The sequence below is a fragment of the Kitasatospora sp. NPDC001683 genome (genome assembly GCF_053596495.1).
Window position 1 is genome coordinate 60,037 of sequence record NZ_JBSFGK010000028.1, and the last position, 23,557, is coordinate 83,593.

The window sequence follows — 23,557 nt, forward strand, 5'->3', positions numbered from 1 at the left end:
CGTCCGGGGGCGGGTCATCCGATTTCGGGAATGTCGGCGAACTGGTTCCCGAAGAAGTGGCTCTCGAAGAGGTCGGGGATGCCGTCGGACGCCTCCAGGGCGCATTCGGCCCAGATGACCTTTCCCCTGGCCGTGTAGCGGGTGCCCCAGGCCTGGGTGAGCTGGGCGACGAGGAACAGGCCGCGGCCGCCCTCGTCGGTGGTGGCCGCGTGGCGCAGGTGGGGGGCGGTGCTGCTGCCGTCGGAGACCTCGCAGATCAGGGCACGGTCGTGGATCAGACGGACCTGGATGGGCTCGGTGCCGTAGCGGATGGCGTTGGTGACCAGCTCGCTGAGCAGCAGTTCGGTGACGAAGGCGGCCTCGTCCAGTCCCCAGTCGCTCAGGCGGCGGGCGGCGGCGGCGCGGATGTCGCCGACACGGGCCGGGTCGGCGGGCAGGTCCCAGGTGGCGATCCGGCTGGGGTCGAGGGCGTGGGTGCGGGCGACGAGCAGCGTGACGTCGTCGGCCGGGTGCTCGGGTACCACGGCCTCCACGACCGTGCGACAGACGTCCTCGGGCGAGCGGTTCGGGTGGGCCAGGGCGGTGCGCAGGCGGTCGAGGGCCGCGTCGGGGTCGCGGCGGTCGTCTTCGAGGAGTCCGTCGGAGTAGAGGATCAGCTGACTGCCTTCGGGCAGGTGCAGCTCGGCCGTTTCGAACGGCAGGCCGCCCAGGCCGAGCGGGGGCCCGGCGGGGAGGTCGGGGACGGTGACCGTGCCGTCCGGGTGGATCACCGCGGGTGGCGGGTGTCCGGCGCGGGCCAGCGTGCAGCGCTGCGAGGTCGGGTCGTAGACGGCGTACAGGCAGGACGCGCCGATGATGCCGTCATTGCCGGTGGCGGGCTCCACGCCGTCCTCGTCCCGGTCCAGGCGCCCCACGAGGTTGTCCAGGTGGGTGAGGAGCTCGTCGGGGGCGAGGTCCAGTTCGGCGAAGTTGTGCACGGCGGTGCGCAGGCGGCCCATCGTGGCGGCGGCGTGCAGTCCGTGGCCGACGACGTCGCCGACGACCAGGGCGACCCGGGCACCGGAGAGGGGGATGACGTCGAACCAGTCCCCGCGCACCCCGGACTCGGCGGGCAGATAGCGGTGGGCGACCTCGATGGCGCTCTGCTCGGGCAGGCAGCGCGGGAGCAGGCTGTGCTGCAGGGCCAGGACCATGGCGTGTTCGCGGGTGTAGCGGCGGGCGTTGTCGATGCAGATGGCGGCGCGGGTGGCCAGCTCCTGGGCCAGCGAGCGGTCGTCGTCCCCGTAGGTGGCGGGGTTCCGGGCGCGGTAGAAGCCGGCGACGCCCAGCACGACCCCGCGGGCCAGCAGCGGGACGGCGATCAGGGAGTGGACGTCGTGCGCGAAGAGGCGCCCGGCCGCCTCGGGGTCCTGCGAGATCCAGCCGGCGGCGCTGCGCAGATCGGGTTCCAGCACCGCCTGCCCGCTGGCCAGGCAGCGGCGGTGGGGCGTGGTGGGGCTGAGGTCGACCCGTTCGCCGACCGGGTAGAAGGGGCAGTCGGCGCGGATGCCGTGGACCACCGTGCGGTGCAGCTCGCTGACGGGGTCGATGGGCTCCTCGCCGCGCAGGACGGTCTCGGGCAGGTCGATGGTGACGTAGTCGGCCAGCCGCGGGACGGCCATCTCGGCGAGTTCCCAGGCGGTCCGGGTCACGTCCAAGGTGGTGCCGATGCGGGTGCTGGCCTCGGACAGCAGCTCCAGGCGGCGGCGGGCCGCGACGGCGTACTGTCCCACGCCCGGCTCGCCCAGCAGCAGCAGCCTGGTGGCCGCGTCGGGCGCGGGAGCGGACGGCGCCTCGGCCCCGCGATCCGGTACGGCACCCTCGGGGGGCCGCAGCGGTGGGAGGACGGTGGTCATGGCGGGCGCCGGCAAACCGACCGGCCGACCGGCCTGGTCCGGGGCGGCAGGCCGGGGCGGCGTGTCGCCGTGCAGGATCGCCTCGATGACGAAGCCCTCCACCCCGGACGGGCTGGTCACCGGGCGGCTCAGCAGGGTGACCAGCCGGCCCTGGGAAAGGGTCACCTCGACCGCGGCGCGGCGGGCCGAGGAGATCAGTTCGGTGGCCATCTGTTCGAGCAGTACCTGATCGCGCCGGTCCAGCCCGCTCCGGGGCAGCTCGTCCAGACCGACCGGGCACCCGTCCCCGGCCGCCTGGTCGGTCTGGGCGCGACGCCTGGAATCGAGGTACGCGCGCAGCAGGGTGCGCTCCCGCGCCGAGCTCTGCGCCAGCAGGCGCCGCTCGATGGCGGTGGCGGCCTTGCGGATCAGGTCCGTCATCTGCGGGTCCGCGTAGGCGGGCGGATAGCCGAAGCAGAGGACGCCCTCGATCCGTCCGCTGAGGGGGTCACGGACGGGAATCGCCGTACAGGCGTTCGACTGGCCGCGCTCGGCGAAGTGCTCGGCCCCGGAGACCTGGATGAGCCGCCGTTCCGTGAGCGCCAGCCCGATGCCGTTGGTCCCGCCGTACTGCTCGGCGAACACGAAGCCCGGGATGCTCTGGATCGCGGGCAGCTGCCCGGCCATGGACGCATCGCCGAAACGGCGCTGCAGCACCACCCCGTCCGCGTCGGTCAGGGCCACGTTCATCCGGCTGCCGGCGAACCTGGATGCCAGCCGGTCCAGCACGGGTCCGGCCGCGCGGACCAGTGGGCCGTCCAGATCGATGTCCGGCCGGTACGGCAGCTCGGCCCCCTCCGGGGAGATCCCCATCGACTGGCAGCGTTGCCAGGAGTTCAGGATCAGACTCCGCACGCCGCCCTCGACCGGTTCACCGAGCATGAACCGCTCACGGGCCCGCACGGGGCCGATCCCCGCCTCGTCCGAAGCTGTCATGGCCGCCACAGCGCTCACATTTCCACGGAGCTGCACCCTTCTCGATGCAATATTAGGGCTTTGCCCGCTTTGCGGTGTTCGCCGCCGGATCGCGCGCGCTCCCCCGGCACGGTGGCGGTCTTGCGACCGTCACCGCATCATCGGCAGAGCGGGGGCCGGGCTGAGGAGTGCCATGACCAGTGCCAACGGGCCGGCGATGACCCGCGACGAGTTCGACGCGCTCTTCCGGCGGCTGCGCCGCGACCGGCTCCCCGGGCCGGTCGAAGCGGGGCGACGGGTGGCGGCCGCCGGGCTCGTACGCACGGGTGAGGTCGTCGCCATGGGGCGGCCGTGGGACAGCGTGCCGGGGCCCGACAACCAGAGGCCGGCACTGCACCAGATGACCGAACTGGCGGACGTCACGGCCCCCGAGCCGACCGTGCACCGGGACTTCATCGCCTCCGACTACCACGGCAAGGCGCAGACGCACCTGGACGCGCTCTGCCACATCGCGTACGGCGGACTGCTCTTCGCGGGAGTTCGGGCGCGGGAGGTGTTCTCCTCGCAAGGTGCCGCCTACGGCGCCGTGACCGACCTGCTGCCCGGGCTGGTGGGGCGAGGAGTCCTGCTGGACGTGCCACGCCTGCGCGGCACGGCCTGGCTGGAGCCGGGAGAGGCGATCGGCGGCTCGGAGCTGCTGGTCTGCGCCGAGGAACAGGGCAGCCCGCTCCGCCCCCAGGACATCCTCCTGGTCCGCACGGGCCACCTCGCCCGACGGCGGCGGCTGGGCGCGTGGGACCCGGACGACCTCAGCGCGGGACTGCATCCCGGCGCGATGCGCGTGCTGAGCGAGTCACGGGCCTCGGCACTGGGCAGCGACGGCGACAGCGACGTGCGCCCGAGCCCCGTCGACGGCGTCCACTCGCCGGTCCACGTGCTGGCCATCACCGCCCTGGGCCTGCCGCTGATCGACAACCTGGACCTGGAGCCGCTGGCCGAGGCGTGCGCGCGCACCGCACGATGGGAGTTCCTCCTCGTCGCCGCGCCCCTGAACATCCCCCGCGGCACCGGCTCCCCGGTCAATCCGCTCGCGGTCCTCTGAGCGCTCGCCGTCTTCTCACCGTCTTCTCGGCGGGGGCTCGGCGGGGCTCGGTGGGGCTCGGTGGGGCCGGGAGCCGGCCGTGCTCCGGGCGGCGCCGTCACCACTCGTCGTAGTCGCCGATCACCCGGAAGCTGCCCACGGCGCCGTCTCCACCGAACAGACTCCCGTGGGCGGTACGGGTCACCACGCCGTTGGTGGCGCCGTAGGGACCCACGGTGGCGACCGGAGAACCGTTGTCGCAGGAGAAGCCGCGGTAGACCTCGACGACCTTCCGGCTGTCGTTGAAGATGCTGAAGCTACTGGAGCCCAGTCCGCTGGCAGCGGTGACGCATCCCTCGGCGTCGGCGGAGTACGTGCGTTCGTTGAAGTGGATCCGTCCCGCTTCCCCGTGGCCGCGACCGCCGTGATCGCGTCCGCCGTCATGGCGGTCGCGGCCCTCGTGCTTCTCCCCGTTTTCGCCGCCGCCCCTCTCGCCGCCACCCTTCTCGCCGCCGCCGTTCTCGCCGCCGCCCGAGACAGCCGTGGCCGGGGCGGCTTGCTGGACCGGTTGGGCCGCCGACTGGACGGACGGGGGCGTCGGGGCGACTTGTTCGACGAACCGGGCCGCCTGCTGGACGGACGGGGAGGTCGAGGAGGATCCCGCGAGGGCGTAGGTGATACCGGTGGTCGCAAGAGCCGCCGCGCCTATTCCGGCAGCGGCCACAGCCAATGTGCGCGTGCGCATGTCACCGTCTCTCTGTGTCATGGACGTCGGCCGGGTGACCGACCCGCGACGAACGTAACGAGAGCCCTTATGGGCCGTCATTTCGGACATGTCCAAGGTGTGACACCATGAGTCCAGCCAAGTGAAAATGCGGCAGGCAGCGCATACCGGTGAGACATCCGCGCCTCGCCGGGCCTCTTCCAGGTGGAGATCCGTTCTGCGCGGGCGGCGACCCCGGCGCGGCTACGGTCGGTGGATCGGTTACCACGCATCGCCCAGACACATCTGCGCTCGCCGACCCGCAGGAGCACAGTGGGGACATGGAAGTCCGAGCACGCGCGGCCCGCCATCAGCAGCGCGGACAACGGAGCTGGGCGCTGCTGATGATCCCGCTCGCCCTCATCGCGGCGATCACCGTGGTCGATCTCCACTCCCCGACCAGCATCCACCTCGGCCCGCTCCTGGTGATCGCCCCTGCCCTCACCCCCTCGTTCGCCGGCCTGCGCCCGACCGCCCTCGTCGGAGCCCTGGCCATCGCCGCCCAGGTCCTCATCGCCTTCCTCCACGGCGGCATCACCACCAGCAACCACATCGCGCAGATCGTCGCGCTGGCCGTCCTGTGCGTCCTGATCGTCATGTTCACCGCCATCCGCGATCACCGGGCCAGACAGCTCGCCCGCGCCCAGTCGGTCGCCGAAGCCGCCCAGCGCGCCCTGCTGCGGCCGCTGCCCGAACAGATCGGGCCGCTTCGGATCGCCACGATGTACCTCGCCGCCGAGAAGGAGACACAGATCGGCGGCGACCTCTACACCGCCACCCGCACCGCGGGCGGAACCCGCATGGTCATCGGAGACGTCCGGGGCAAGGGCCTGGCGGCCGTCGGAGAGTCGGCCCTGCTGGTCAGCGCCTTCCGCCTCATCGCCGCACAACACGACAGCCTGGCGGACCTGGCGTCCACGCTCGACCACAACGTGGGGCGCTACCTCACCGACTTCGCCCAGGAGAGCGGCGACATCGTCGAGCACTTCATCACCGCGATCCTCCTCGACCTGCCCGACGACGAGCCCGTTGCCCGCATGACCAACTGCGGACACCCGCCGCCCCTCCTGCTGCGCGACGGCCGCGCGCTGCCCGTCGACTCCGTGCCGGCCGCTCCACCCCTCGGCGTGAACGACCTCGGCGACGGCAGCTACCCGAGCGACGACTTCCCGTTCGAAAGGGGCGACACCCTGCTGCTGTACACCGACGGGGTCACCGAGGCACGCGACGACACCGGCGAGTTCTACCCGCTCGCCGACCGCGCCGCCCACTGGACCAAGTGCTCCCCCGAGACACTCGTCAACCACATCCGCCGCGACCTCCTCGCCCACGTCGGCCACCGCCTCAACGACGACGCCGCCGTCATCGCCATCCGGCGCGCCGAACCGCCCGCCGCCCACGCCTCCGAACCCGCCGAGCCCGGTCGAATCCCGCCCCTCGATTGAGATCAAGCTCGGCCGCCGCGATCACCACGTCGATCGCGGAGCCATGCCGGCCCGCCGGGCTGCCGCCGGCAGCGCGCCCCTATCGCCAACGGATGCGCAGGTCCTTCAACCCGTTCTGGAAGTTGGAGACGAGTCGCTTCGGCGGTGCTCCCGAAGCGAGCTCCAGGCCGGGCAGCTCGGCGACGACACGACGGATCAGGGTCGCCATCTGAACCCTGGCGATTCGCGCTCCTACGCAGGAGTGCGGGCCGAAGCCGAAGCTGACGTGATCGTTCGGCGCCCGGGCGATGTCGAGGCGGTCCGCGGCAGGAAAGACGGACTCGTCTCGATTGGCGGAAGCGTGGTAGACGACCACCTTGTCGCTTGGGACAACAGTAAGTTGAGGCTCATATTCCGGTGTCCGCTTGACTGCGTCGAAGGGCCCGGCAGCACCGGGGTCAGCGGTGGCGGAGGTCCACGAAGGCGCCCACCAGGCCGCCGAGCGCGACGGCGGGGATGACCGACGCGTCCCAGGGCTGACCTGCCGCTACTCCCGAGACCACCACCAGGGCGACGACGGCCGCGGTCGTCGCCCTGGCCGGGAGCGATTGCGGAAATAGCCGTAAGGGCTTGCCGTTTCGCCGTTCCCGGGCCAGTTTGATGACGAGCAGGAGTACTGCGACCGCGAGCAGTGGCGGCACCGTGTCGTGGGTCATGGCGCCAGGATGTCATGGATGGTGAAGAGTTGTTCGAGTTGGGTGGGGTCGTCCGTCCGGAACGTGGCTGCCTCGACGGCGAGTTGGAGCTCAGGACCGCGCAGCCAGGCGGCGAAGGAGCGGTACGGGGCGCTGTGTTCGTCCCAGAAGGCGTTCGAGGGTTTGAGCCCCCCGGCGAGGGCGAGCTCGTGCAGCCGCTCCACGGCCGTCGGGGTCGCCAGGCGGGCCCATTCTGCTAGCCGGCCGCCGGTGCCGTCCGGGTCGGCCGCGGCCAGGGCGCAGAGGACGGACTCGGCGTCCCACCACTCCTGCGCGTTGTGGAGGGCGTCCGACCAGAGCGCGTCCAGGAGCCGGCGCAGGTACGGGGCCTCCGGCCAGTCGCACCAGCCGGCCTGGGCGAGCTTGATGCCGACCGCCTCCAGGTCCGGGACGGCGAGTTCGCCGGTCAGCACGAGCTGGAGGATGCGGGGGGCGAAGTAGCGGAAGTCGCCGGGCGAGCCCACGGTGTTCAGCGCCGAGGTGGCGTAGCGCATCAGCTCGTCCGGCCCGAGCCGCTCGCGCGGGCCGCGCAGGAGCAGCTCGACCTCGGCCGGCGCGTGGCAGCACGGGCAGGCGTCGATGCCGGTGGGGCGCGGGGCCGCTGCGAAGGCTGCGGGGAGCCCGTGGATGAGGTGCTGCAGTGCGGTGCCGTCCATAATGACGACATTCAACACGCCGGATGGTGGGGGCCAGCAGGTGCACGATCAGGTCGGGAACACCGTCGACAACAGCACCGTCCAGGGCGACGTCTACCAAGCGCAGCACCTGACCGTGCACCGGGCCGACCGGCCGGCGGTGCAGTGGCCGATGGTGATCGGGCGGATCCCGCCCCGGGCCACCGCCTTCCAGCCCCGGGAGGAGCTGCGGCAGGCCATCGACGCGGCCCGCGAACAGTGCGGCACGATCGTGCTCAGCCAGGTCCTGGCGGGCGGCGGAGGCGTCGGCAAGTCGCAGCTGGCGGCGCACTACGCGCGCGAAGCCGTCGACTCCGGCGTCGAGTTGGTGCTGTGGCTCGACGCCGCCGAGCCCGCCGCCGTCACCGACCGGTACGCCCGGGCCGCGGTGGCAGTCGGCGCGCCGGGAGTGACCGGGACGGCCGAGGAGGACGCCGAGCGCTTCCTCGCCTGGCTCGCCTCCACCGACCGCAGCTGGCTGATCGTCCTCGACAACGCCACCGAGCACACCGGGGAGGAGCTGTGGCCGGGAACGAGTCGGGGCGGACGCGGACGGGTCATCGCCACCACCCGTCACCGGGGTGCCGTGAGCAGCGGCGGCAACCGGATGCTGGTGGAGGTCAGCACCTACTCTCCGGCCGAATCCGCCGCCTACCTCCGTGAGCGGATGGAGCGGGCCGGGTGCGCCCACCTCCTCGACGAGCACGCCGCCGACCTCGCCGAAGCCCTCGGCCACCTGCCGCTCGCCCTCGCCCACGCCGCCGCCTACCTGATCAACACCCGGCGCAGCAGCGGGCGTTACCTCCAGCTCTTCCGGAACCGCAGCCGCACGCTCGACACCGTGCTGCCCGCCCGATCCGACGCCGACGGCTACCGGGGGCCGATCACGGCGGCCCTGCTGCTCTCCCTGGACGCGGCCCAGCGGGAGGAGCCGGTCGGCCTGGCCCGGCCTGCACTGGAACTCGCCGCGCTGCTCGACCCGGGGGGCCATCCGCAGGCCCTGTGGGCCACCCGGTCGGCGCTGGACCACCTCGGCAGCACCCGCGGCACTCCGGTCGACGTGGACGAGGCACACGACGCCCTCGCCGTGCTGCACAACTACAACCTCATCACCCTCACCGAGTCCCCGCACCGGGAGGTGACCCTCCACGCCCTCACGGCGCGGGCCACCCTCGACGGCGTCCCCGCCGACCGACGACCACACCGGGAGGCCGCCGAAGCCCTGCTCGGCCTATGGCCCGGGGAAGACCACGACGACCGCGATCTCGCCGCGGTTCTGCGCACCAACACCGATGCTCTGGCCGACCACACGGGTGACCTGCTGTGGGGCGGATCCGGCGCCGGAGAACAGTTGCTTCACCGCAGTGGCCTGAGTCTCCTGGCCGCGGGCCTGTACCTGCCTGGCATCGCCTACTGGAGCCGGCTCGCGGCCACCAGTGAACGACTCGTCGGACCTCACGATCCCGGCACGTTCAACGCGCGCCACAACCTCGCCCACAGTTACCACCTCGCCGGGCGGACCGACGAGGCCATCGAGCTCCAGGAACGCCTACTGGCCGACCGCGAGCGCGTGCTCGACACCGACCATCCGGACACCATGAACGCCCGCAACAACCTCGCCGCCTCCTATTACGTCGCCGGGCGGATCGGCGAGGCCATCGAGCTCCAGGAACGTCTACTGGCCGACCGCGAGCGCGTGCTCGACACCGACCACCCGCACACCATGAACGCCCGCAACAACCTCGCCGCCTCCTATTACGTCGCCGGGCGGATCGGCGAGGCCATCGAGCTCCAGGAACGCGTCCTCGCCGACCGCGAGCGCATGGTCGGCACCGATCACCCCGACACCCTCACCACCCGGAACAACCTCGCCACCTACTACGCGAACGCAGGGCGGTTCCATGAGGCCATCGAGCTCGAAGAGCGCGTCCTCGCCGACCAGGAGCGCATGGTCGGCACCGATCACCCCGACACCCTCACCACCCGGAACAACCTCGCCACCTACTACGGGGAGGCCGGGCGGACCAGCGCAGCCATCGCCCTCCTGGAGGAAGTTCACAGAAGTCGCGAACGCATCCTCGGCGCCGATCACCCCGACACCCATTCCACCCTTTCCAACCTCGCCACTTCGTACCTCGATGCCGGGCGCTACGTGGAGGCCGTCGCACTCCTGGAGCAGGTCCACACCGGGCTCGAACGCATCGTCGGCGCCGATCACCCCAACACCCTCAACACCCGCGCCAACCTCGCCATCTCCTACCAGATCGCCGGGCGGACCGACGAAGCCAGCAGCCTCCTTGAGCGCCTCCTCGCCGACCGCGAGCGCCTCCTCGGCACCGACCACCCCGACACCCTCAACACCCGCGCCAACCTCGCCACCGCCTACCAGAGCGCCGGGCGGACCGACGAAGCCGTGAGCCTCCAGGAGCGCGTCCTCGCCGACCGCGAGCGCCTCCTCGGCACCGACCACCCCAAGACCCTCAACACCCGCGCCAACCTCGGCGTGTCCTACTGGGAAGCCGGGCGCCGGAACGAGGGGTTGCAGCTGCTCCTCCAGGCGCTGGCCGCTCAGGAGCGGGTGCTGGGAACCACCCATCCCTCCACCGTGGGAACGCGACAGAACCTGCTCCACGCCATGCGAGGTCAGACCCCTGGGGGGCCCGGAGCGCCCGGAACGCCCGGAACGGAGCTCCGGGGCCAGAACTGATGCGAGCACCGGTCAGGCCAGGTCTCCTCAGCGGCTGACGGCCCAGGACAGCAGCATCCGGAGGGCGTCGTCGGACGGGGTGTCGGGGTCGGCGGTGTAGGTGATGAGGGCCTGGTCGGGGTCGTCGGCGGGGCGGAGGGTGTCGTAGGCGAGGTCGAGGAGGCCGACGACGGGGTGGTGGAAGAGTTTGCGGCCGGAGGTCTTGTCGGCGACCGGGTGTTGGGCCCAGATGGTGTTGAAGTCCGGGCTGCCGAGGCAGAGTTGGCCGATGAGTTCGGCGAGGTGGGGGTCGTCGGGGCGGCGGCCGGCTTCCAGGTGGAGGAAGGCGACGTTCTCCCTGGCGCAGGTGGTCCAGTCGGCGAAGAGGTCGCGGGAGGCCGGGTCGAGGAAGGTGATGCGGGCGATGTTGCGGTGTTCGGGCGGGAGGGCGCCGTAGTCGCCGAAGACGGCGGCCGCGGCGCGGTTCCAGGCGAGGATGTCCATCCGGTGGCCCATCACCATCGCCGGGGTGTGGTCGAGTTGGTCGAGCAGCCGCAGCAGCGAGGGGCGGGGCTGCTGGCGGGTGGTGGCGCGGCGGCGGGTGCGGCCGGCCGGGCGGGCGAGGCGGTGGAGGTGGCCGGACTCGTCGGGGGCCAGCCGCAGGGCTCGGGCGACGGCGTCGAGGACGGCGTCGGAGGGGTTGCCGACGCGGCCCTGTTCGAGGCGGGTGTAGTAGTCGACGCTGACTCCGGCCAGGTGGGCGAGTTCCTCGCGGCGCAGGCCGGCGACCCGGCGTCGGCCGCCGTAGTCGGGGAGGTCGACGTCCTCGGGCTGGAGGCGGGCGCGGCGGGTGCGGAGGAATTCGCTGAGGGCGGTGGTCGGGTTCACGGGAACGATTCTGGCCTGCCGGGCGCCGCCGTGCCTGGTCCCGTCAGGACCAGGCACGGGCACGGCCTCAGCCGGCGAGCGAGGGGAAGGCCGGGACGAGGCCGCCGTCGACCACGATGTCCTGCCCGGTGATGTACGAGGACCGCTCGGAGAGCAGGAAGGCGACGGTCTCCGCGACGTCCTCGGCCCGCCCCAGCCGCCCGAGCGGGACCTGGGCGCGGAGCGGGTCGTGGTCGGCCGGGTCGGGGACGGCGGCGTGGAACATCTCGGTGACGATGTAGCCGGGGCTGACGGAGTTGACCCGGACGCCGCGCCCGGCCAGTTCGGCGCCGAGGGTGCGGGCGAGGCTGAGGACGCCCGCCTTGCTCGCCGCGTAGGCGGCCGCGCCGGGGAGGCCGCGGTGCGGGGTCCAGGAGGCGTTGAGGACGACGGAGCCGCCGCCCGCCGCGTCCAGCAGGGGCAGGGCGTGCTGAACCGTGAAGAAGACACCCTTGAGGTTGGTGTCGACGATCCGGGCGAAGTCGGCCTCGCCGACGTCCTGCACAGGCTGGAAGCCGGCGACTCCCGCGTTGGCGAAGACGCCGTCGAGCTTGCCGTACCGCTCACGGACGGTGGCGGTGAGGCGGGCGAGGTCGGCGGGCGCCGTGGCGTCGGCGCGGACGGCGAGCAGGCGGTCGCCGGCGTCGAGTTCCTCGGCGGCACGGGTGAGGCGGGTTTCGGAACGGCCGGTGATCACGACCCGGGCGCCGGTGGTGAGGAGGAGGCGGGCGGTGGCCAGGCCCATTCCGCTGGTGCCGCCGGTGATGAGGACGGTGGGGTGGGAGGTGGAGTTCATGGCACCCACCCTCGCGGCGGGCGCCGGGGCGCTACCAGGCCCGGCTGGACCCCGGGTCCGGAAGAACCACCCGGCGCCGGTGCGGATCCCGAACTCCCCCGTACCACCAGCTCGGTGGGCACCTCCAGCCCCTCCGGGGGCGCCGCGGCCCCGCGCACCTGGTCGAGCAGCCGCCCCACCAGCGCGGCGGCGATCGTCCCCAACGGCAGCCGCACCGAGGTGAGCGCCGGGTGCAGGTGGCGGCAGAGCGGCGTGTCGTGGAAGCCGGTGACCGCGACCCCGCCCGGCCCGACCGTCAGCCCTTCCGCCCGCACCGCCTCGTACGCGTCCAGCGCCAGCAGGTCGCTGCCCGCCGCGACGGCCGTCGGCCGCTCCGGCCCGCGCAGCAGCGCCCGGACGGCCGCCGGCCCCGGGCGGGGCGGCATGACCGCGGACAGGCCCAGTCGGCGCGCCTCGGCCAGGAAGCCCGCCCGGCGCGCGGCCATCCACGGCAGGTCCTCGGCGGCCCCGAGGTACCCGATCCGCCGGTGGCCGAGCGCCGCGAGGTGGCGCACCACGGCGGCCATCGCCGCGTCGTTGGCGATGTCCACCCAGTGCTGCGGCTGCGCGGGCCCGGTCCGGCCGAAGGCGACGAACGGGACGCCGAGCCGGGCGACGTGGTCGATCCGGGCGTCCTCGGCCAGCACGTCCGCCAGCACCAGCCCGTCCACCTGGCGGGCCGCCACCAGCTCGTCGATGGCGGCCGCCGGGTCCGCCGCTCCCCGGGGCGGGCGGAACAGCAGTACCCGCAGGCCCTGCTCCCCGGCCGCGTCGACCAGGGCCTCCAGGAAGCCGGCCATCAGCGGGTTGGGGTCGTGGGGGTCGTCCACCGGGACGAGGTAGCCGACGGTGCGCCGGGCGCCGCTGCGCAGCGAGCGGGCCGACTGGTCGGGCTGGTAGCCGAGTTCGCGGATCGTCGCGGTCACCCGCTCGAGCGTCGCCGGGCGGACCCGGTGCGGGGCGTTGAGCGCGTTGGACACGGTCTGCCGGGAGACCCCGGCCGCCCGGGCGACCTCCTCGATGGTGGTGGCGCCGCGGCGCGGCCGGGGTGCTCCTGCGGGCATGCGGTCCTCCAGGTGTGCGGGTCGGTCGGGCGAGCCGCGTCAGGCCCGCGCCGCGGTCAGGCGCGGGCCAGGGTCAGCAGCCCGCCGCGCGGCACGGGGATCGGTGCGGCCAGGCCGAGCTCGACCTCGCCCTCGCGGACGATACGCCCCCGGGCGTCCCGCACGGTCGCGACGGCCGTCCCGCTGCCGCCGGTCAGCCGGACGTCCGGGTCGGCGTCGGCGTTGGCGACCAGCAGGGTCCGCCAGTCGTCGCCGGAGGCGTCCACCGGCAGGGCCGCGTACCGGGCCACCACCACCGTCCCCGCGCCCACCGCCGTCACCAGCGGGTACCCGAGGTCCGGGCGGGACGGGCGCAGCTCGCCGAGTTGCAGGGTGTCCAGATGGGCGCGGAAGACGCCGAGCCAGAAGGCGATCGCCTCGCGCTGGGCCGGGCTCTGCGCGGCGAGGTCGACGGAGACCTGCGGCACCGAGAACAGCACGTTGATCAGGTGGCAGGCGATCTGCTCCGGCGGCTCGGCCCGGTGCCACATCAGCATGTCGGAGTGGACCGGGACGGGCCCCGCGGCGAGCCGCAGGTCGAGGGTCCGCTGCCGGTTGTCCTGCGGGCTGAGCGGGCAGTCGGTGGCGCGGACCATGGTGACGTACGGCCACAGGGCCGGGCTGACGTACGGCTGGCGGTGCTCGACCATCGCCTCCGGGTTGGCCGCGGTGATCCGTCGGTGGATGGCGGCGAGCAGGCGCTCCACGCCCTCGTCGACGCTCGCGCAGTCCGTCTCGGGGCCGGCGGCCGGAACCGGTCCGCGGGAGAACCAGTCGACGAAGTCGACCTTGAGCCCGTCCATGCCCCACTCCTCGACGGCGCGGGCGAGCCGGTCGGCGAGGAAGTCGCGGACCTCGGGATGGCGCGGGTCGGCCACGACCGCGCCCAGGTGGGCGGCGTCGGCGAGGGCGTGATGGCCGAGTTTCCCGAAGGCGGCGCTGTCCTTGCCGATGAACGGCAGCGCGTACCAGAGCAGGTAGCGCACGCCGAGCCGGTGCACCCGCTCGACGTGGGCGGCGGTGTCGGGCAGCGAGACCGGTTCCCAGTCGCCGCAGTGGGCGTAGCCGCGGGTGCGGTCGGCGGTCATCCAGCCGTCGTCCACGATGATCACGTCCAGGCCGAGCTCCTTGCCGAGCGCGGCCTGGGCCTCGACGCGCTCGGGGGTGACGTCCTGGTGCATCGAGTACCAGGTCGAGTAGGCGGGCCGGCGGGCGGCGTCGGGGATGTCGGCGGTGCGGCCGGCGCCCCACCAGGCGGCGAGGTCGGCCAGGCAGCGGGCGAAGTGCCGCCCGGAGGTGTCGATCCGTACGGTGAGGTCGCCGTCGGCCTGGGCCCAGAACCGGAACTCGCCGCTCTCCTCGACCACTCCGGCCCCGGCCAGCACGTCGGGGCGGTCGGCGGCGAAGGCGCACAGCGCGACGTCCCCGGTGCCGACCAGCGCGGCGATCGGGGCGCCGGCGGTGAGGCCGGTGCGGCGCGGCGCGCTCCAGGCGGCGGGCAGCCCGCCGGTGCCGCGCGGCTCGGGCGTCCAGAAGGCGGTGGCGTCCACGCAGGGCACCCGCCATTCGATCCGTACCGGACCCGCGTCGCGCGCGGTCACTTCGACCACGCCGTCGGCGACCGCCCGGGCGGCGGCCGCTCCGCTCGCCCTGAGGTCCAGCCCCTCGGCGGACAGCGGGCGCAGCGCCGAGGCTGCGGCGGGGGCGTGCGGTTCCCAGATGTCGGTCACGCTGCTCAGCCTTTCGTCGCACCGGCCAGTAGGCCGGAGATGAACTGCCGCTGGAGGACCAGGAAGAGGACCATCATGGGCAGGGTGGACAGCGCGGTGCCGGAGAGGATCGCGCCGTAGTCGGTGGTGGCCTGGTTGCCGTACAGGGTCGCGAGGGCGACCGGCAGGGTGTGCATGTCCGGGCTGCGCAGGGCGATCAGCGGCCAGACGAACTGGTTCCAGGAGCCCAGGAAGAGGAAGATCGAGAGCGCGGCGAGCACCGGTCGCACGACCGGGACGACGACGCTCCACAGCACCCGGAGCTCGCCCGCGCCGTCGACCCTCGCGGCGTCCAGGAGTTCGTCCGGCAGGCTGGTCAGCGACTGGCGCATCAGGAAGACCGCGAAGGGCACGCACAGCCCGGGCAGGATGATCGCCTGGTAGGAGTCGAGCAGGCCGAAGCTCGTCATCATCTTGAACAGCGGTACCAGCATGACCTGTTCGGGCACCACGAGGGTGGAGAGCAGCAGCGCGAACAGCAGGGTGCGGCCGCGGAAGCGGAACTTGGCGAAGGCGTACCCGGCCAGCAGGGCGATGACCAGCGCGCCGGCGGTCTGGATCCCGGCCACCAGCAGGGAGTTGCCGAGGACCCGGAGCAGGCCGACCTTCTGGTCGAGCCGGTGCAGGTTGTCGCCGAGGCCCCCGCCGGGCAGCAGGTGCGGCGGCCAGTCGAAGATCTCGGTGTCCTTGCGGGTGGTGGAGATCAGCAGCCAGTAGAAGGGGGCGACGGAGAAGCCGGTGAGGGCTGCCAGGAGGAAGGTCAGCGGCCAGCCGCGGAGCTTGTTCGGGATCATCGGTCCTTGTCCCCCATCAGGCGCATCTGGACCGCGCCGAGCACGGCCACCAGCAGGGTGAGCGCGTAGGCGATGGCGGAGGCGTAGCCGAAGTCGAAGTAGCGGAAGCCGTTCTGGTACAGGTACATGGAGACGGTCAGGGTGGCGTTGTCCGGGCCGCCGCCGGTCAGCACGTACGGCTCGTCGAAGAGCTGGAGCGTGCCGATGGTGGAGAGCACGACGGTGAACAGCAGCACCGGGCGCAGCGCGGGGACGGTGATCGCGGTGAAGCGGCGGACCGGACCGGCGCCGTCGACCATCGCGGCCTCGTACAGTTCCCTGGGGATGCCCTGCAGTCCGGCCAGGTAGATGACGGCGTTGTAGCCGGTGTAGTGCCAGGTCAGGACCAGGACGACGGACATCCGGGCCCAGAACGGCTCGCCCAGCCAGTCGACGGTGGGCAGGCCGGCGGCGTCCAGCAGCCAGTTGACGGCGCCGTCGTCGCGCTTGAGCAGGAAGGCGAACATCACGCCGGTGGCGACCAGGCCGGTGACGGCGGGCATGAAGACGCCCAGCCGCCAGACGGCCCGCCAGCGCACCAGGACGGAGTTGATGCCGACGGCCATCAGCAGGGCCAGGCCCAGCATCAGCGGGACCTGCACCACGAGGATCTCGCCGGTGTTGCGCAGGGCCGTCCAGAACAGCGGATCGTCCAGCAGGCGGCGGTAGTTGGCGAGTCCGGCGGCGCGGGTGGCGGTGCCGGAGCCGGTGGTGAAGGAGAGCAGCAGGGAGTCGACGACCGGGTAGGCCTTGAACACGCCGAAGGTGATCAGGGCGGGGGCGAGCAGCAGGTACGGCAGGGCGGTGCGGCGCAGGCGGGCCCGGCGGTGGGCCCGTACGGCCTCCTTGGCGGGTTTCCCGGTGAGAGCGGCGGACGGAGTGGCGGGCGGGGCGGTGGCGGTCATGCGACGGTGCGTCCGGTCTGCTGGGCGAGTTGCCTGGCGGCGTCCTGGAGGACGGTGGCGGGCTCGCCGCCCTTGAGGAAGACCTTGGTCTGGGCGTCGCTGGCGAGTTTGAGGGCGCGGGCGTAGTCGCCGGAGTAGTTGGTGGGGTCGCCGCCGTCGGTGGCCAGTTCGGCGAAGGTCTTCAGCGGGGACTGGCCACCGTAGTAGGCGCTGGGCGCGGCGTACATCGGGTCGGCGTAGGCCTCCAGGAGCGCGGGGAAGACGCCGCCGGCGTTGAACATGGCGTTCACCGAGGCGGGGCGGGTGAGCGCGTACTCGACGAACTTCCAGGCGGCGCGGCGGCGCGGGCTGGAGGCGGAGACCGTCAGGTGGGTGGAGTTCACCAGGGCGGTGCGCCTGCCGCCGGGGGTGACGGCGGGAGGCTTGGCGAGGCGCCAGTTGCCCCCCTGATCGGCGAACTTGGCCTCCAGGTAGTGGGCGGCCCAGGCGGGCATCGGGGCGACGGCGAGCTTGCCTGCCTTCATCAGGGTGGCCCAGCCCTGGCTGCCGGGGGCGTCGGCGACCAGCCCGGCCTGGTCCAGGTGCTGGAGGGTGGTCAGGGCGCGGACGTCCGGCTCGGAGCCGAGGGTGATCCTGCCCTGGAGGTCGAAGTAGAAGGCGCCCTGGAGCTGCATCAGGGACTGCACGAAGTCCAGGTCGGGGTCGGGGTTGGCGGCCTTGTTGATGCCGATGAGGGAGATTCCGGGGTTGGCGGCCTTGAACCGGTCGGCGATCGCCGTCAGGTCGTCCCAGGTGGCGAGGGTGGTGGGGTCGATGCCGGCCCGGTCGAAGTAGTCCTTGCGGTAGAAGAAGCCGAGCGGGTTGACCTCCCAGGGCAGCGCGTAGGCGTGGCCGTCCTTGCCGGTGACGACCGGCCACAGGCCCTTGGCGAACTTGTCCTTGTGGGCGTCGGCGCCGAAGCCGGAGAGGTCGGCCAGGCCGCCGGGGAACTTCTCCAGGTAGCCGGGCAGGTAGTCGCAGCCTATGTGCAGCACGTCGCCGAGGCCCTGTCCGCCGGCCGCGAGACCGACGGTGATCTTGTCCCAGATGGCCGGGTTGCCGATGTCCTGGACGTCGACCTTGATGCCGGGGTTGTCCTTCTCGAAGGCCGGAACCACCGCGCGCAGGGCGGCGGCGGCCGTGGCCCAGGACCAGACGGTGACGGTGCCGGTGTCGGCGTCCCCGCCCTGGCCTCCGCCCGGGCCGGAGCCACCGCAGGCGGTGAGCGTGCCGCCGGCGGCCAGGGCGAGCAGGCCGGCTCCGGAGGCGCGGAGCAGGTCGCGACGGGAAAGGTGTGACATTGCATTCCTCCTGATGGGGTGGCGCCGGACGGAGACGGGGGCGAGGGGGGCGGTGCGCTCGGAGGTCAGCGAGGTCTTTCCCGGTTTGAACGTTCAAACCGACAAAACAAACCACAACCCAACAGGTTCACACGAGCGCAGCCAGCAAACGCCCGCCCTCCCGGCGCCGTCAACCCCTCGGCACCGGGAGAACGGGCTCCGAAACCGTTCCGTTATGTCCGGCTCAGGCGAGGACGACTGGGGTGCCCGTCAAGTCGACTCCTGCGCGGTGGAGTTCGGCGAGGGCGGCGTCGGTGGTGCCCGGGGCGACGCCCGCCGTGTAGTCCAGCAGGACGCGGGCGTCGAAGCCGGCCTTCACGGCGTCCAGAGCGGTGGCCTTGACGCAGTGGTCGGTGGCGATGCCGACCACGTCGACGGCGTCCACGCCGTGGTCGTGCAGCCAGTCGGCGAGTGGGGTGCCGTCGGCGGTGAAGCCCTCGAAGCCGCTCTTGGAGGCGGAGTGGGCGCCCTTGTAGAAGACCTCGTCCACCGCGCCGGCCTCGACGGCGGGCAGGAAGGCGGGGTGGAACTCGCCGCCATCGGTGCCGACCACGCAGTGGACGGGGAAGGACTCGCGGAAGTCCGGATGCCCGGAGAAGTGGCCGCCCGGGTCGACGTGGTGGTCACGGGTGGCGACCACCTTCGTCCAGCCGTCCCGCTGGGGGCCCTGGACCAGCTCGGCGATCGCCCGCGCCCGGTCGGCGCCGCCGCCGACCGGGACGCTGCCGCCCTCGCAGAAGTCCTTCTGTACATCCACCACGATCAGCGCACGCGTCATCGACTGGCCTTTCCTCAGCGGGGTTCCCACGGATTCGCCGCCCAGCTTGGCGCGTTGACGGGCCGTGGACGAAGCGATCGGGCGGCCGTTCACTCGAACGGGCCCGAGGGATCGACGGTCCTCTCCGTGCGCCGTTAACGCGCAGTTAAGAGATCGATCTGAATTTCAGACGAAGCATTGAGGGCGGGCCGCTCCCGCACCTACACTCGCCCGGCCGTGACCTTGTGTCCCGGAGCCCCCTCGCGTACCCGGTGTCGCACGATCCGGCCAGGGTACCGGCCGATGTCCCCCAACCCATCCTCGTGGAGGACCACTTGAAGGCTCCCAGCATGCGCCGAATACTCCTGGCAGGGGTGAGCGGCCTGGCCCTCGCCGCCTCCGGCGCGCTCGCCGGGCCGGCGACGGTCGGCAGTGCCGTCGCCGCCGCCGGCTACCCGGCGGTGCACCCCGCGGTGGCCGACTACAGCCAGGTGTCGACCGGCACCACTCCCCCCACCCAGGCGCAGTGCGCGTCGGCTGGCCGGCGCTGCTTCAGCCCGCAGGGGATCCGGGCCGCCTACAACCTCGGTCCGCTGTACGCCAACGGCTTCGACGGCCGTGGCCAGACGATCGCGATCTTCGACTCGTACGGCAGCGACACCATGGCGCACGACCTGCACGTCTTCGACCAGGCCTTCGGCGTCAACGCGATGTGCGGCGAGGAGGGCGTGACCTGCCAGCCCGGCATGCCGACGTTCAGCGAGCTGCACGTCCAGGGCGCGCCGGGCACCACCGCGCCGCCGTCCACCAGCCAGGGCACCGGCCAGGAGGACAAGTCCGCCTGGGCGCTGGAGGTCGCGCTCGACGTCGAGACCGCACACGCGATGGCCCCCGGAGCCAACATCCTGCTGGTCTCCACCCCCACCTCCGAGACGCTCGGCGTCCAGGGCCTGCCCGCCCTGATGGACGCCGAGCAGTACGTGATCGACAACCACCTGGCGAACGTCATCTCGCAGTCCTTCGCCTCCGCCGAGGGCGCGTTCGCCAGCCCCCAGTCGATCGAGCCCCTGCGGCACGCCTTCAAGTCGGCGGCCCTGAACGGCGTCACGGTGCTCGGCTCCTCCGGCGACAGCGGCTCGGCCGGCTCCGAGAAGACCCCGGTGAAGTCGGGCGGCACCACCCTCCCGTACCCGTCCGTGGAGTGGCCGGCCTCCGACCCACTGGTGACCGGCGTCGGCGGCACGTTCCTGTGCACCGACCCCGGCGCGACCGGCGGCCGGACCGTGGACAGCACCGACAACCCGGCCAAGTGCCAGGCCAACCCCGGTGCGGCCGAGGTCGGTTGGAGCGGCTCGGGCGGCGGGTTCAGCCAGGTCTTCGACAAGCCCGGCTACCAGTCGGCGCTGCCCGCCGGCTCCACCGCGATCGGCGCCAAGCGCGGCGTGCCGGACGTGGCCCTGCAGGCCTCCCCCGGCACCGGCGCGCTGGTCTACCTGTCGCTGCCGCCGGACGGCTCCTCCGGCCTCAAGTGCGGTGCCACGCCGTGCAGCACGGGCTGGTACGACATCGGCGGCACCTCGCTGTCCTGCCCGCAGTGGGCCGGCCTGGTCTCGATCGCGGACCAGATCAACGGCGGCGGCCTCGGCCAGATCAACCCGGCCCTGTACAAGCTGGCCGCCAACCCGGCCACCTACGCGGCCGACTTCAACGACGTGACGCTCGGCAACAACACCACCGACCCCACGGTGCCGGGCTACTCCGCCACCACCGGCTGGGACCCGATCACCGGCCTCGGCACGCCCAACGCGGCGAAGCTGCTGCCCGACCTGGTCGGCGCCGCCCACACGGGGTGACCCCGGACGCCCGCACGACTTCGCCCCGTCGAGCCGGTTCGGCTCGACGGGGCGAAGTCGTGCGGGCGGAGTTCTGCATCGACCGGGCACCCGCCGAGCCGGAGAGGCGGGGCGACGCACCCTCGTACCTCTGTGGTCCCGTACGGGCGGCGGTCATCCCGCGCGGTCATCGCACCGTCTCCCTTCGCTGCGAGCCGACACGGGGGACGGCCCGACCGAGCCCGCGGGCGCTGACGCCGGTGATCCACACCGCGGCCGGCGGCCGCCACAGCGGCTCCACCCTGGTCACCGCCGGCACCGGTATCGAGACCAGGGAGAGCAGCAGCGGGGCCCACGGCGGCACCGAAGCGGACCAGCCGCCGAGGCCCGAGCCGCTCGGCGAGCGCGTCGCGAGACGTACCCCAGCAGCCCGGCGAGCCCGGCCAGGTGGATCGGGCCGCCGACGGCGAGGGTGAGCCGGGACAGGACGAGCAGGGGTGCCGTCGCCCGCGCTGCCCGCGTCGCGTACGACGCCCGCGCCGCCGGGACGCCCGGGCCGGTCTAGTGGGGCCGTCCCAGGCCTTCGACGATCGCGCGGGCGACGGGGGACGGGTCCGAGCCGTCCACGGCGAAGCCGTCGGGGACCTCGACCCCCGGTTGGGCCATCATCCGGGGCGCGACGCCGCGGTGCGGCCAGGTCGCGGTGTGCACCATGAAGGGGTGGCACAGGTAGACGTCGCCGGCCCGGCCGGTGACGTGGACGGCCTGTCGGTGCAGGACCGAGGGTTGCAGGGCCTCGACGGCGGCGCAGCCGGACATCCCGGCCTCCCCTGCCCGGGCCAGCACCGGCGGGACGAACCGGTGCGAGCCCACCAGCAGCCGGGTCGGCGCGTCCTCGGGGCCGACGTCGGAGAACAGGAAGAACGCGGTCAGTCCGCGCCCGCGGGAGCGGAGGTTCGTCCAATGGTCCTCCCCGCCCCACCAGTTGCCCTCGATGTGGTAGCCGGTACCGGGCCAGTCCTCGGACGGGAACCGCACCGGGACCTCGCCGCCCACCGTCGGCCTCCTGGTCCACCGCCCGGCACCGATCAGCCGGTCGTGGGCCGTTGCGAGTTTCGGCGAGGCGGCGGCCACGGCGAACGGCTCGGTGTCCGGGCAGGGCAGTTGCACGAGCGGCGCCGTCCACGTTCCGGGGTCCTCGCGCAGCACGCCCCGCTCGGCGAGCGCGGCCCACAGGTCCGCCCGGCAGGCGGCCGCCGTGGCAGTGTCGAACGCCTGCCTCACGACGAGGTAGCCGTCGGTGACGAATCCGTTGACGTCCACTCGATGAGCGTGCCAGCTGCACCGGCGAGGGGAAACCTCGTTTTCGGCCGGACAGCTCCGGCGGCCCGGCGGTTCGGCGGTCAGACCCAGAGCTCGATCCGCGGGCTCACCTACGGCCGGGGGCAGTGGAGCGCCGTGGGTGACCAGGGCGTGATCCTCAGCTCCAGCGACGGCTTCTCCTGGCACCTGCGCTGACCCGTGCGGCGTTGAACCGCTGGGACGACATCCGGTCGGTGCCGCCGCGCGGCGAGGGTCCGACCCGGGACGGGACGTATAGAAACAACGCCCGAACCCACAAGTCGCCCCTCGTACAAGGAGACCAGGACCCATGCTGAGAATCACCGCGGACGTCTACTCCGGCCGGCCCAACCCCGTCGCGGACATCACCGATGAGGCAGAGGTGCGCGCGACCCTGAGCGAGCTGACCCGGGACCGGACCCTGTTCGTCGGTCCCCGGTCCTCCGAAGCGCAGACCGGTGGTCTGGGCCTGCGGGGCTTCTGGGTGGAGACCTTCGACGACGGGCTCGCGCGCGACTTCGACCTGGAGTCCCGCGTCTTCCTCCCGGCGGGCCCGCAGGCACCGGCCGGGCGCGCCGCGGAGGTCGCCGAGCGGTTGATCACCACCGCGGACTGGCATCGGGCCCCCGACACCTTCGCGGGGACCACGCCGCCGATCGACACGTCGTCCTTCCGGGAGTTCCTGCTCGGACAACTGGCCAGCGGCGGCCGGGCGTCCGTGGCGGACCGGGTCGAGCCGGCGGGCGGTGAGCAGGCGGAGAGCCCCGCGGTCACGTGCCAGATCGAGCTGGGGGCGTTCAATCCCGGATTCTGGAACAACGACCCGAACGTCATGTCCAGCAACAACTGCTACAACTACGCCAGCAACTGGCGCACGAACACCTTCGCGCAGCCCGGTCGCGGCTGCGGCAACATGTACACGCAGATCACCTGCGACGAAGTGACCCGCGCGGCGCTCTGCGACGGCATGCACCACCGGTTCGACTGCTTCCCCGACACCGAGAAGCCGCGTTTCCTCGTCGCCCTGGTCGTCATCCCCGGCGGCGGCGACTACCACTGGTACCGGAAGCACGTGGAGGGCTTCTGGGGTCACAAGCCGGGTCCGACGGCGGCCCGCAACGTCGACAACAGCGGGAACGTGATCTTCAACCCGGAGACCGCCGACCGCGGGCCCTACACCATCTTCTGCGGCTACTTCTACGGCTGCGACAGCCAGCGGAAGCGGATCAACTGACGAGCGCCTCACGGACGGGAAGGACGGTGCCGGATGGACGTCGAGGTCGACCTCTACAGCGGGCGGCCCAACCCGCGCTTTCCCCTGCGGCCCGCCGCCGTCGACGAGTTGGGCCGTCGGATCGCGGCGCTGACACCGGCGACCGGAGGCGAGCGGCCGTACGACGGCCTCGGCTACCGAGGAATGCGGGTCCTGACCGGCCCGGCCGAGACCGTCGCCGAGCTCGTCGTCTCCGGCGAGCTGGTGACCCTCCGCACCCCGGACGGATCGCTGCGCCACCTGCGGGACCCTGGCCGGACGCTGGAACGCTGGCTCCTCGACCAGGGCGCGGAAGACCTGGCCCCCGAGGTCACCGCGACGGTCCGCCAGGAGCTCGCACGCTGAGCCGAGCGCGAGAAGTCGGCCCGGCC

Annotated in this window: 21 protein-coding genes; 7 read left to right on the forward strand and 14 right to left on the reverse strand. The window is 72.8% G+C overall.

Annotated features, from left to right (window positions below):
- Positions 1–14 precede the first annotated feature (14 nt).
- Positions 15–2,870 carry a SpoIIE family protein phosphatase gene (locus ACWCYO_RS17480; protein WP_449784674.1) on the reverse strand — a complete coding sequence of 952 codons (2,856 nt, stop codon included), beginning with the start codon at positions 2,868–2,870 and terminating at the stop codon, positions 15–17.
- Between the two features lie 172 nt (positions 2,871–3,042).
- On the opposite strand from ACWCYO_RS17480, the gene ACWCYO_RS17485 reads away from it, so the two are divergent.
- Positions 3,043–3,951: a cyclase family protein gene (locus ACWCYO_RS17485; protein ID WP_449784675.1), complete on the forward strand. Its 909-nt coding sequence runs from the start codon at positions 3,043–3,045 to the stop codon at positions 3,949–3,951.
- 97 nt (positions 3,952–4,048) lie between these two features.
- On the opposite strand, the gene ACWCYO_RS17490 is transcribed toward ACWCYO_RS17485, so the two are convergent.
- Positions 4,049–4,765, reverse strand: a complete 717-nt coding sequence (locus ACWCYO_RS17490; protein ID WP_449784676.1) for a hypothetical protein — start codon at positions 4,763–4,765, stop codon at positions 4,049–4,051.
- 209 nt (positions 4,766–4,974) lie between these two features.
- On the opposite strand from ACWCYO_RS17490, the gene ACWCYO_RS17495 reads away from it, so the two are divergent.
- Positions 4,975–6,138, forward strand: a complete 1,164-nt coding sequence (locus ACWCYO_RS17495; RefSeq protein ID WP_270148664.1) for a PP2C family protein-serine/threonine phosphatase — start codon at positions 4,975–4,977, stop codon at positions 6,136–6,138.
- Between the two features lie 79 nt (positions 6,139–6,217).
- On the opposite strand, the gene ACWCYO_RS17500 is transcribed toward ACWCYO_RS17495, so the two are convergent.
- From ACWCYO_RS17500 to ACWCYO_RS17510, 3 genes are all read right to left on the reverse strand, one after another.
- Positions 6,218–6,493 (reverse strand): cytochrome P450, encoded by a 276-nt coding sequence (locus ACWCYO_RS17500; protein WP_449784677.1) that lies wholly within the window; start codon positions 6,491–6,493, stop codon positions 6,218–6,220.
- 82 nt (positions 6,494–6,575) lie between these two features.
- Positions 6,576–6,833: a hypothetical protein gene (locus ACWCYO_RS17505; RefSeq protein WP_270148663.1), complete on the reverse strand. Its 258-nt coding sequence runs from the start codon at positions 6,831–6,833 to the stop codon at positions 6,576–6,578.
- Positions 6,830–7,543, reverse strand: coding sequence for a hypothetical protein (locus ACWCYO_RS17510; protein WP_449784678.1), 714 nt, complete (start codon positions 7,541–7,543; stop codon positions 6,830–6,832). Before ACWCYO_RS17510 ends, ACWCYO_RS17505 begins: the two co-directional genes overlap by 4 nt.
- Positions 7,544–7,568: 25 nt before the next feature.
- Here ACWCYO_RS17510 and ACWCYO_RS17515 point away from each other — a divergent pair, with 25 nt between their 5' ends.
- A complete protein-coding gene (locus ACWCYO_RS17515) occupies positions 7,569–10,253 on the forward strand; it encodes a tetratricopeptide repeat protein (RefSeq protein ID WP_449784679.1) in 2,685 nt (894 codons plus the stop codon).
- Between the two features lie 27 nt (positions 10,254–10,280).
- Here the strand turns inward: ACWCYO_RS17515 and ACWCYO_RS17520 are convergent, their stop codons facing one another.
- From ACWCYO_RS17520 to ACWCYO_RS17555, 8 genes are all read right to left on the reverse strand, one after another.
- Positions 10,281–11,120 carry a helix-turn-helix domain-containing protein gene (locus ACWCYO_RS17520; protein ID WP_270148660.1) on the reverse strand — a complete coding sequence of 280 codons (840 nt, stop codon included), beginning with the start codon at positions 11,118–11,120 and terminating at the stop codon, positions 10,281–10,283.
- A 67-nt stretch (positions 11,121–11,187) separates the two neighbouring features.
- Positions 11,188–11,955, reverse strand: coding sequence for an SDR family NAD(P)-dependent oxidoreductase (locus ACWCYO_RS17525; protein ID WP_449784680.1), 768 nt, complete (start codon positions 11,953–11,955; stop codon positions 11,188–11,190).
- Positions 11,952–13,058 (reverse strand): LacI family DNA-binding transcriptional regulator, encoded by a 1,107-nt coding sequence (locus ACWCYO_RS17530; protein WP_449784681.1) that lies wholly within the window; start codon positions 13,056–13,058, stop codon positions 11,952–11,954. Before ACWCYO_RS17530 ends, ACWCYO_RS17525 begins: the two co-directional genes overlap by 4 nt.
- Before the next feature lie 56 nt (positions 13,059–13,114).
- Positions 13,115–14,827, reverse strand: coding sequence for a glycoside hydrolase family 36 protein (locus tag ACWCYO_RS17535; RefSeq protein ID WP_449784682.1), 1,713 nt, complete (start codon positions 14,825–14,827; stop codon positions 13,115–13,117).
- 5 nt (positions 14,828–14,832) lie between these two features.
- A complete protein-coding gene (locus tag ACWCYO_RS17540; RefSeq protein WP_270148655.1) occupies positions 14,833–15,660 on the reverse strand; it encodes a carbohydrate ABC transporter permease in 828 nt (275 codons plus the stop codon).
- Positions 15,657–16,604: a carbohydrate ABC transporter permease gene (locus ACWCYO_RS17545; RefSeq protein ID WP_449784683.1), complete on the reverse strand. Its 948-nt coding sequence runs from the start codon at positions 16,602–16,604 to the stop codon at positions 15,657–15,659. Before ACWCYO_RS17545 ends, ACWCYO_RS17540 begins: the two co-directional genes overlap by 4 nt.
- On the reverse strand, positions 16,601–17,944 hold the full coding sequence (locus tag ACWCYO_RS17550) for an ABC transporter substrate-binding protein (RefSeq protein ID WP_449784684.1): 1,344 nt from the start codon (positions 17,942–17,944) through the stop codon (positions 16,601–16,603). Before ACWCYO_RS17550 ends, ACWCYO_RS17545 begins: the two co-directional genes overlap by 4 nt.
- A 223-nt stretch (positions 17,945–18,167) precedes the next feature.
- Positions 18,168–18,761, reverse strand: a complete 594-nt coding sequence (locus tag ACWCYO_RS17555; protein WP_270148651.1) for an isochorismatase family protein — start codon at positions 18,759–18,761, stop codon at positions 18,168–18,170.
- A 329-nt stretch (positions 18,762–19,090) separates the two neighbouring features.
- On the opposite strand from ACWCYO_RS17555, the gene ACWCYO_RS17560 reads away from it, so the two are divergent.
- Positions 19,091–20,593, forward strand: coding sequence for a S53 family peptidase (locus ACWCYO_RS17560; protein ID WP_449784685.1), 1,503 nt, complete (start codon positions 19,091–19,093; stop codon positions 20,591–20,593).
- Between the two features lie 540 nt (positions 20,594–21,133).
- On the opposite strand, the gene ACWCYO_RS17565 is transcribed toward ACWCYO_RS17560, so the two are convergent.
- The gene (locus ACWCYO_RS17565) at positions 21,134–21,895 is read right to left on the reverse strand and encodes a phytanoyl-CoA dioxygenase (protein WP_449784686.1); all 762 of its coding nucleotides are present in this window, start codon (positions 21,893–21,895) and stop codon (positions 21,134–21,136) included.
- Between the two features lie 3 nt (positions 21,896–21,898).
- Here ACWCYO_RS17565 and ACWCYO_RS17570 point away from each other — a divergent pair, with 3 nt between their 5' ends.
- From ACWCYO_RS17570 to ACWCYO_RS17580, 3 genes are all read left to right on the forward strand, one after another.
- A complete protein-coding gene (locus ACWCYO_RS17570; RefSeq protein ID WP_449784687.1) occupies positions 21,899–22,090 on the forward strand; it encodes a hypothetical protein in 192 nt (63 codons plus the stop codon).
- A gap of 133 nt (positions 22,091–22,223) precedes the next feature.
- A complete protein-coding gene (locus tag ACWCYO_RS17575; RefSeq protein WP_449784688.1) occupies positions 22,224–23,147 on the forward strand; it encodes a hypothetical protein in 924 nt (307 codons plus the stop codon).
- 33 nt (positions 23,148–23,180) lie between these two features.
- Positions 23,181–23,531 carry a hypothetical protein gene (locus ACWCYO_RS17580; RefSeq protein ID WP_449784689.1) on the forward strand — a complete coding sequence of 117 codons (351 nt, stop codon included), beginning with the start codon at positions 23,181–23,183 and terminating at the stop codon, positions 23,529–23,531.
- Positions 23,532–23,557: the final 26 nt, after the last annotated feature.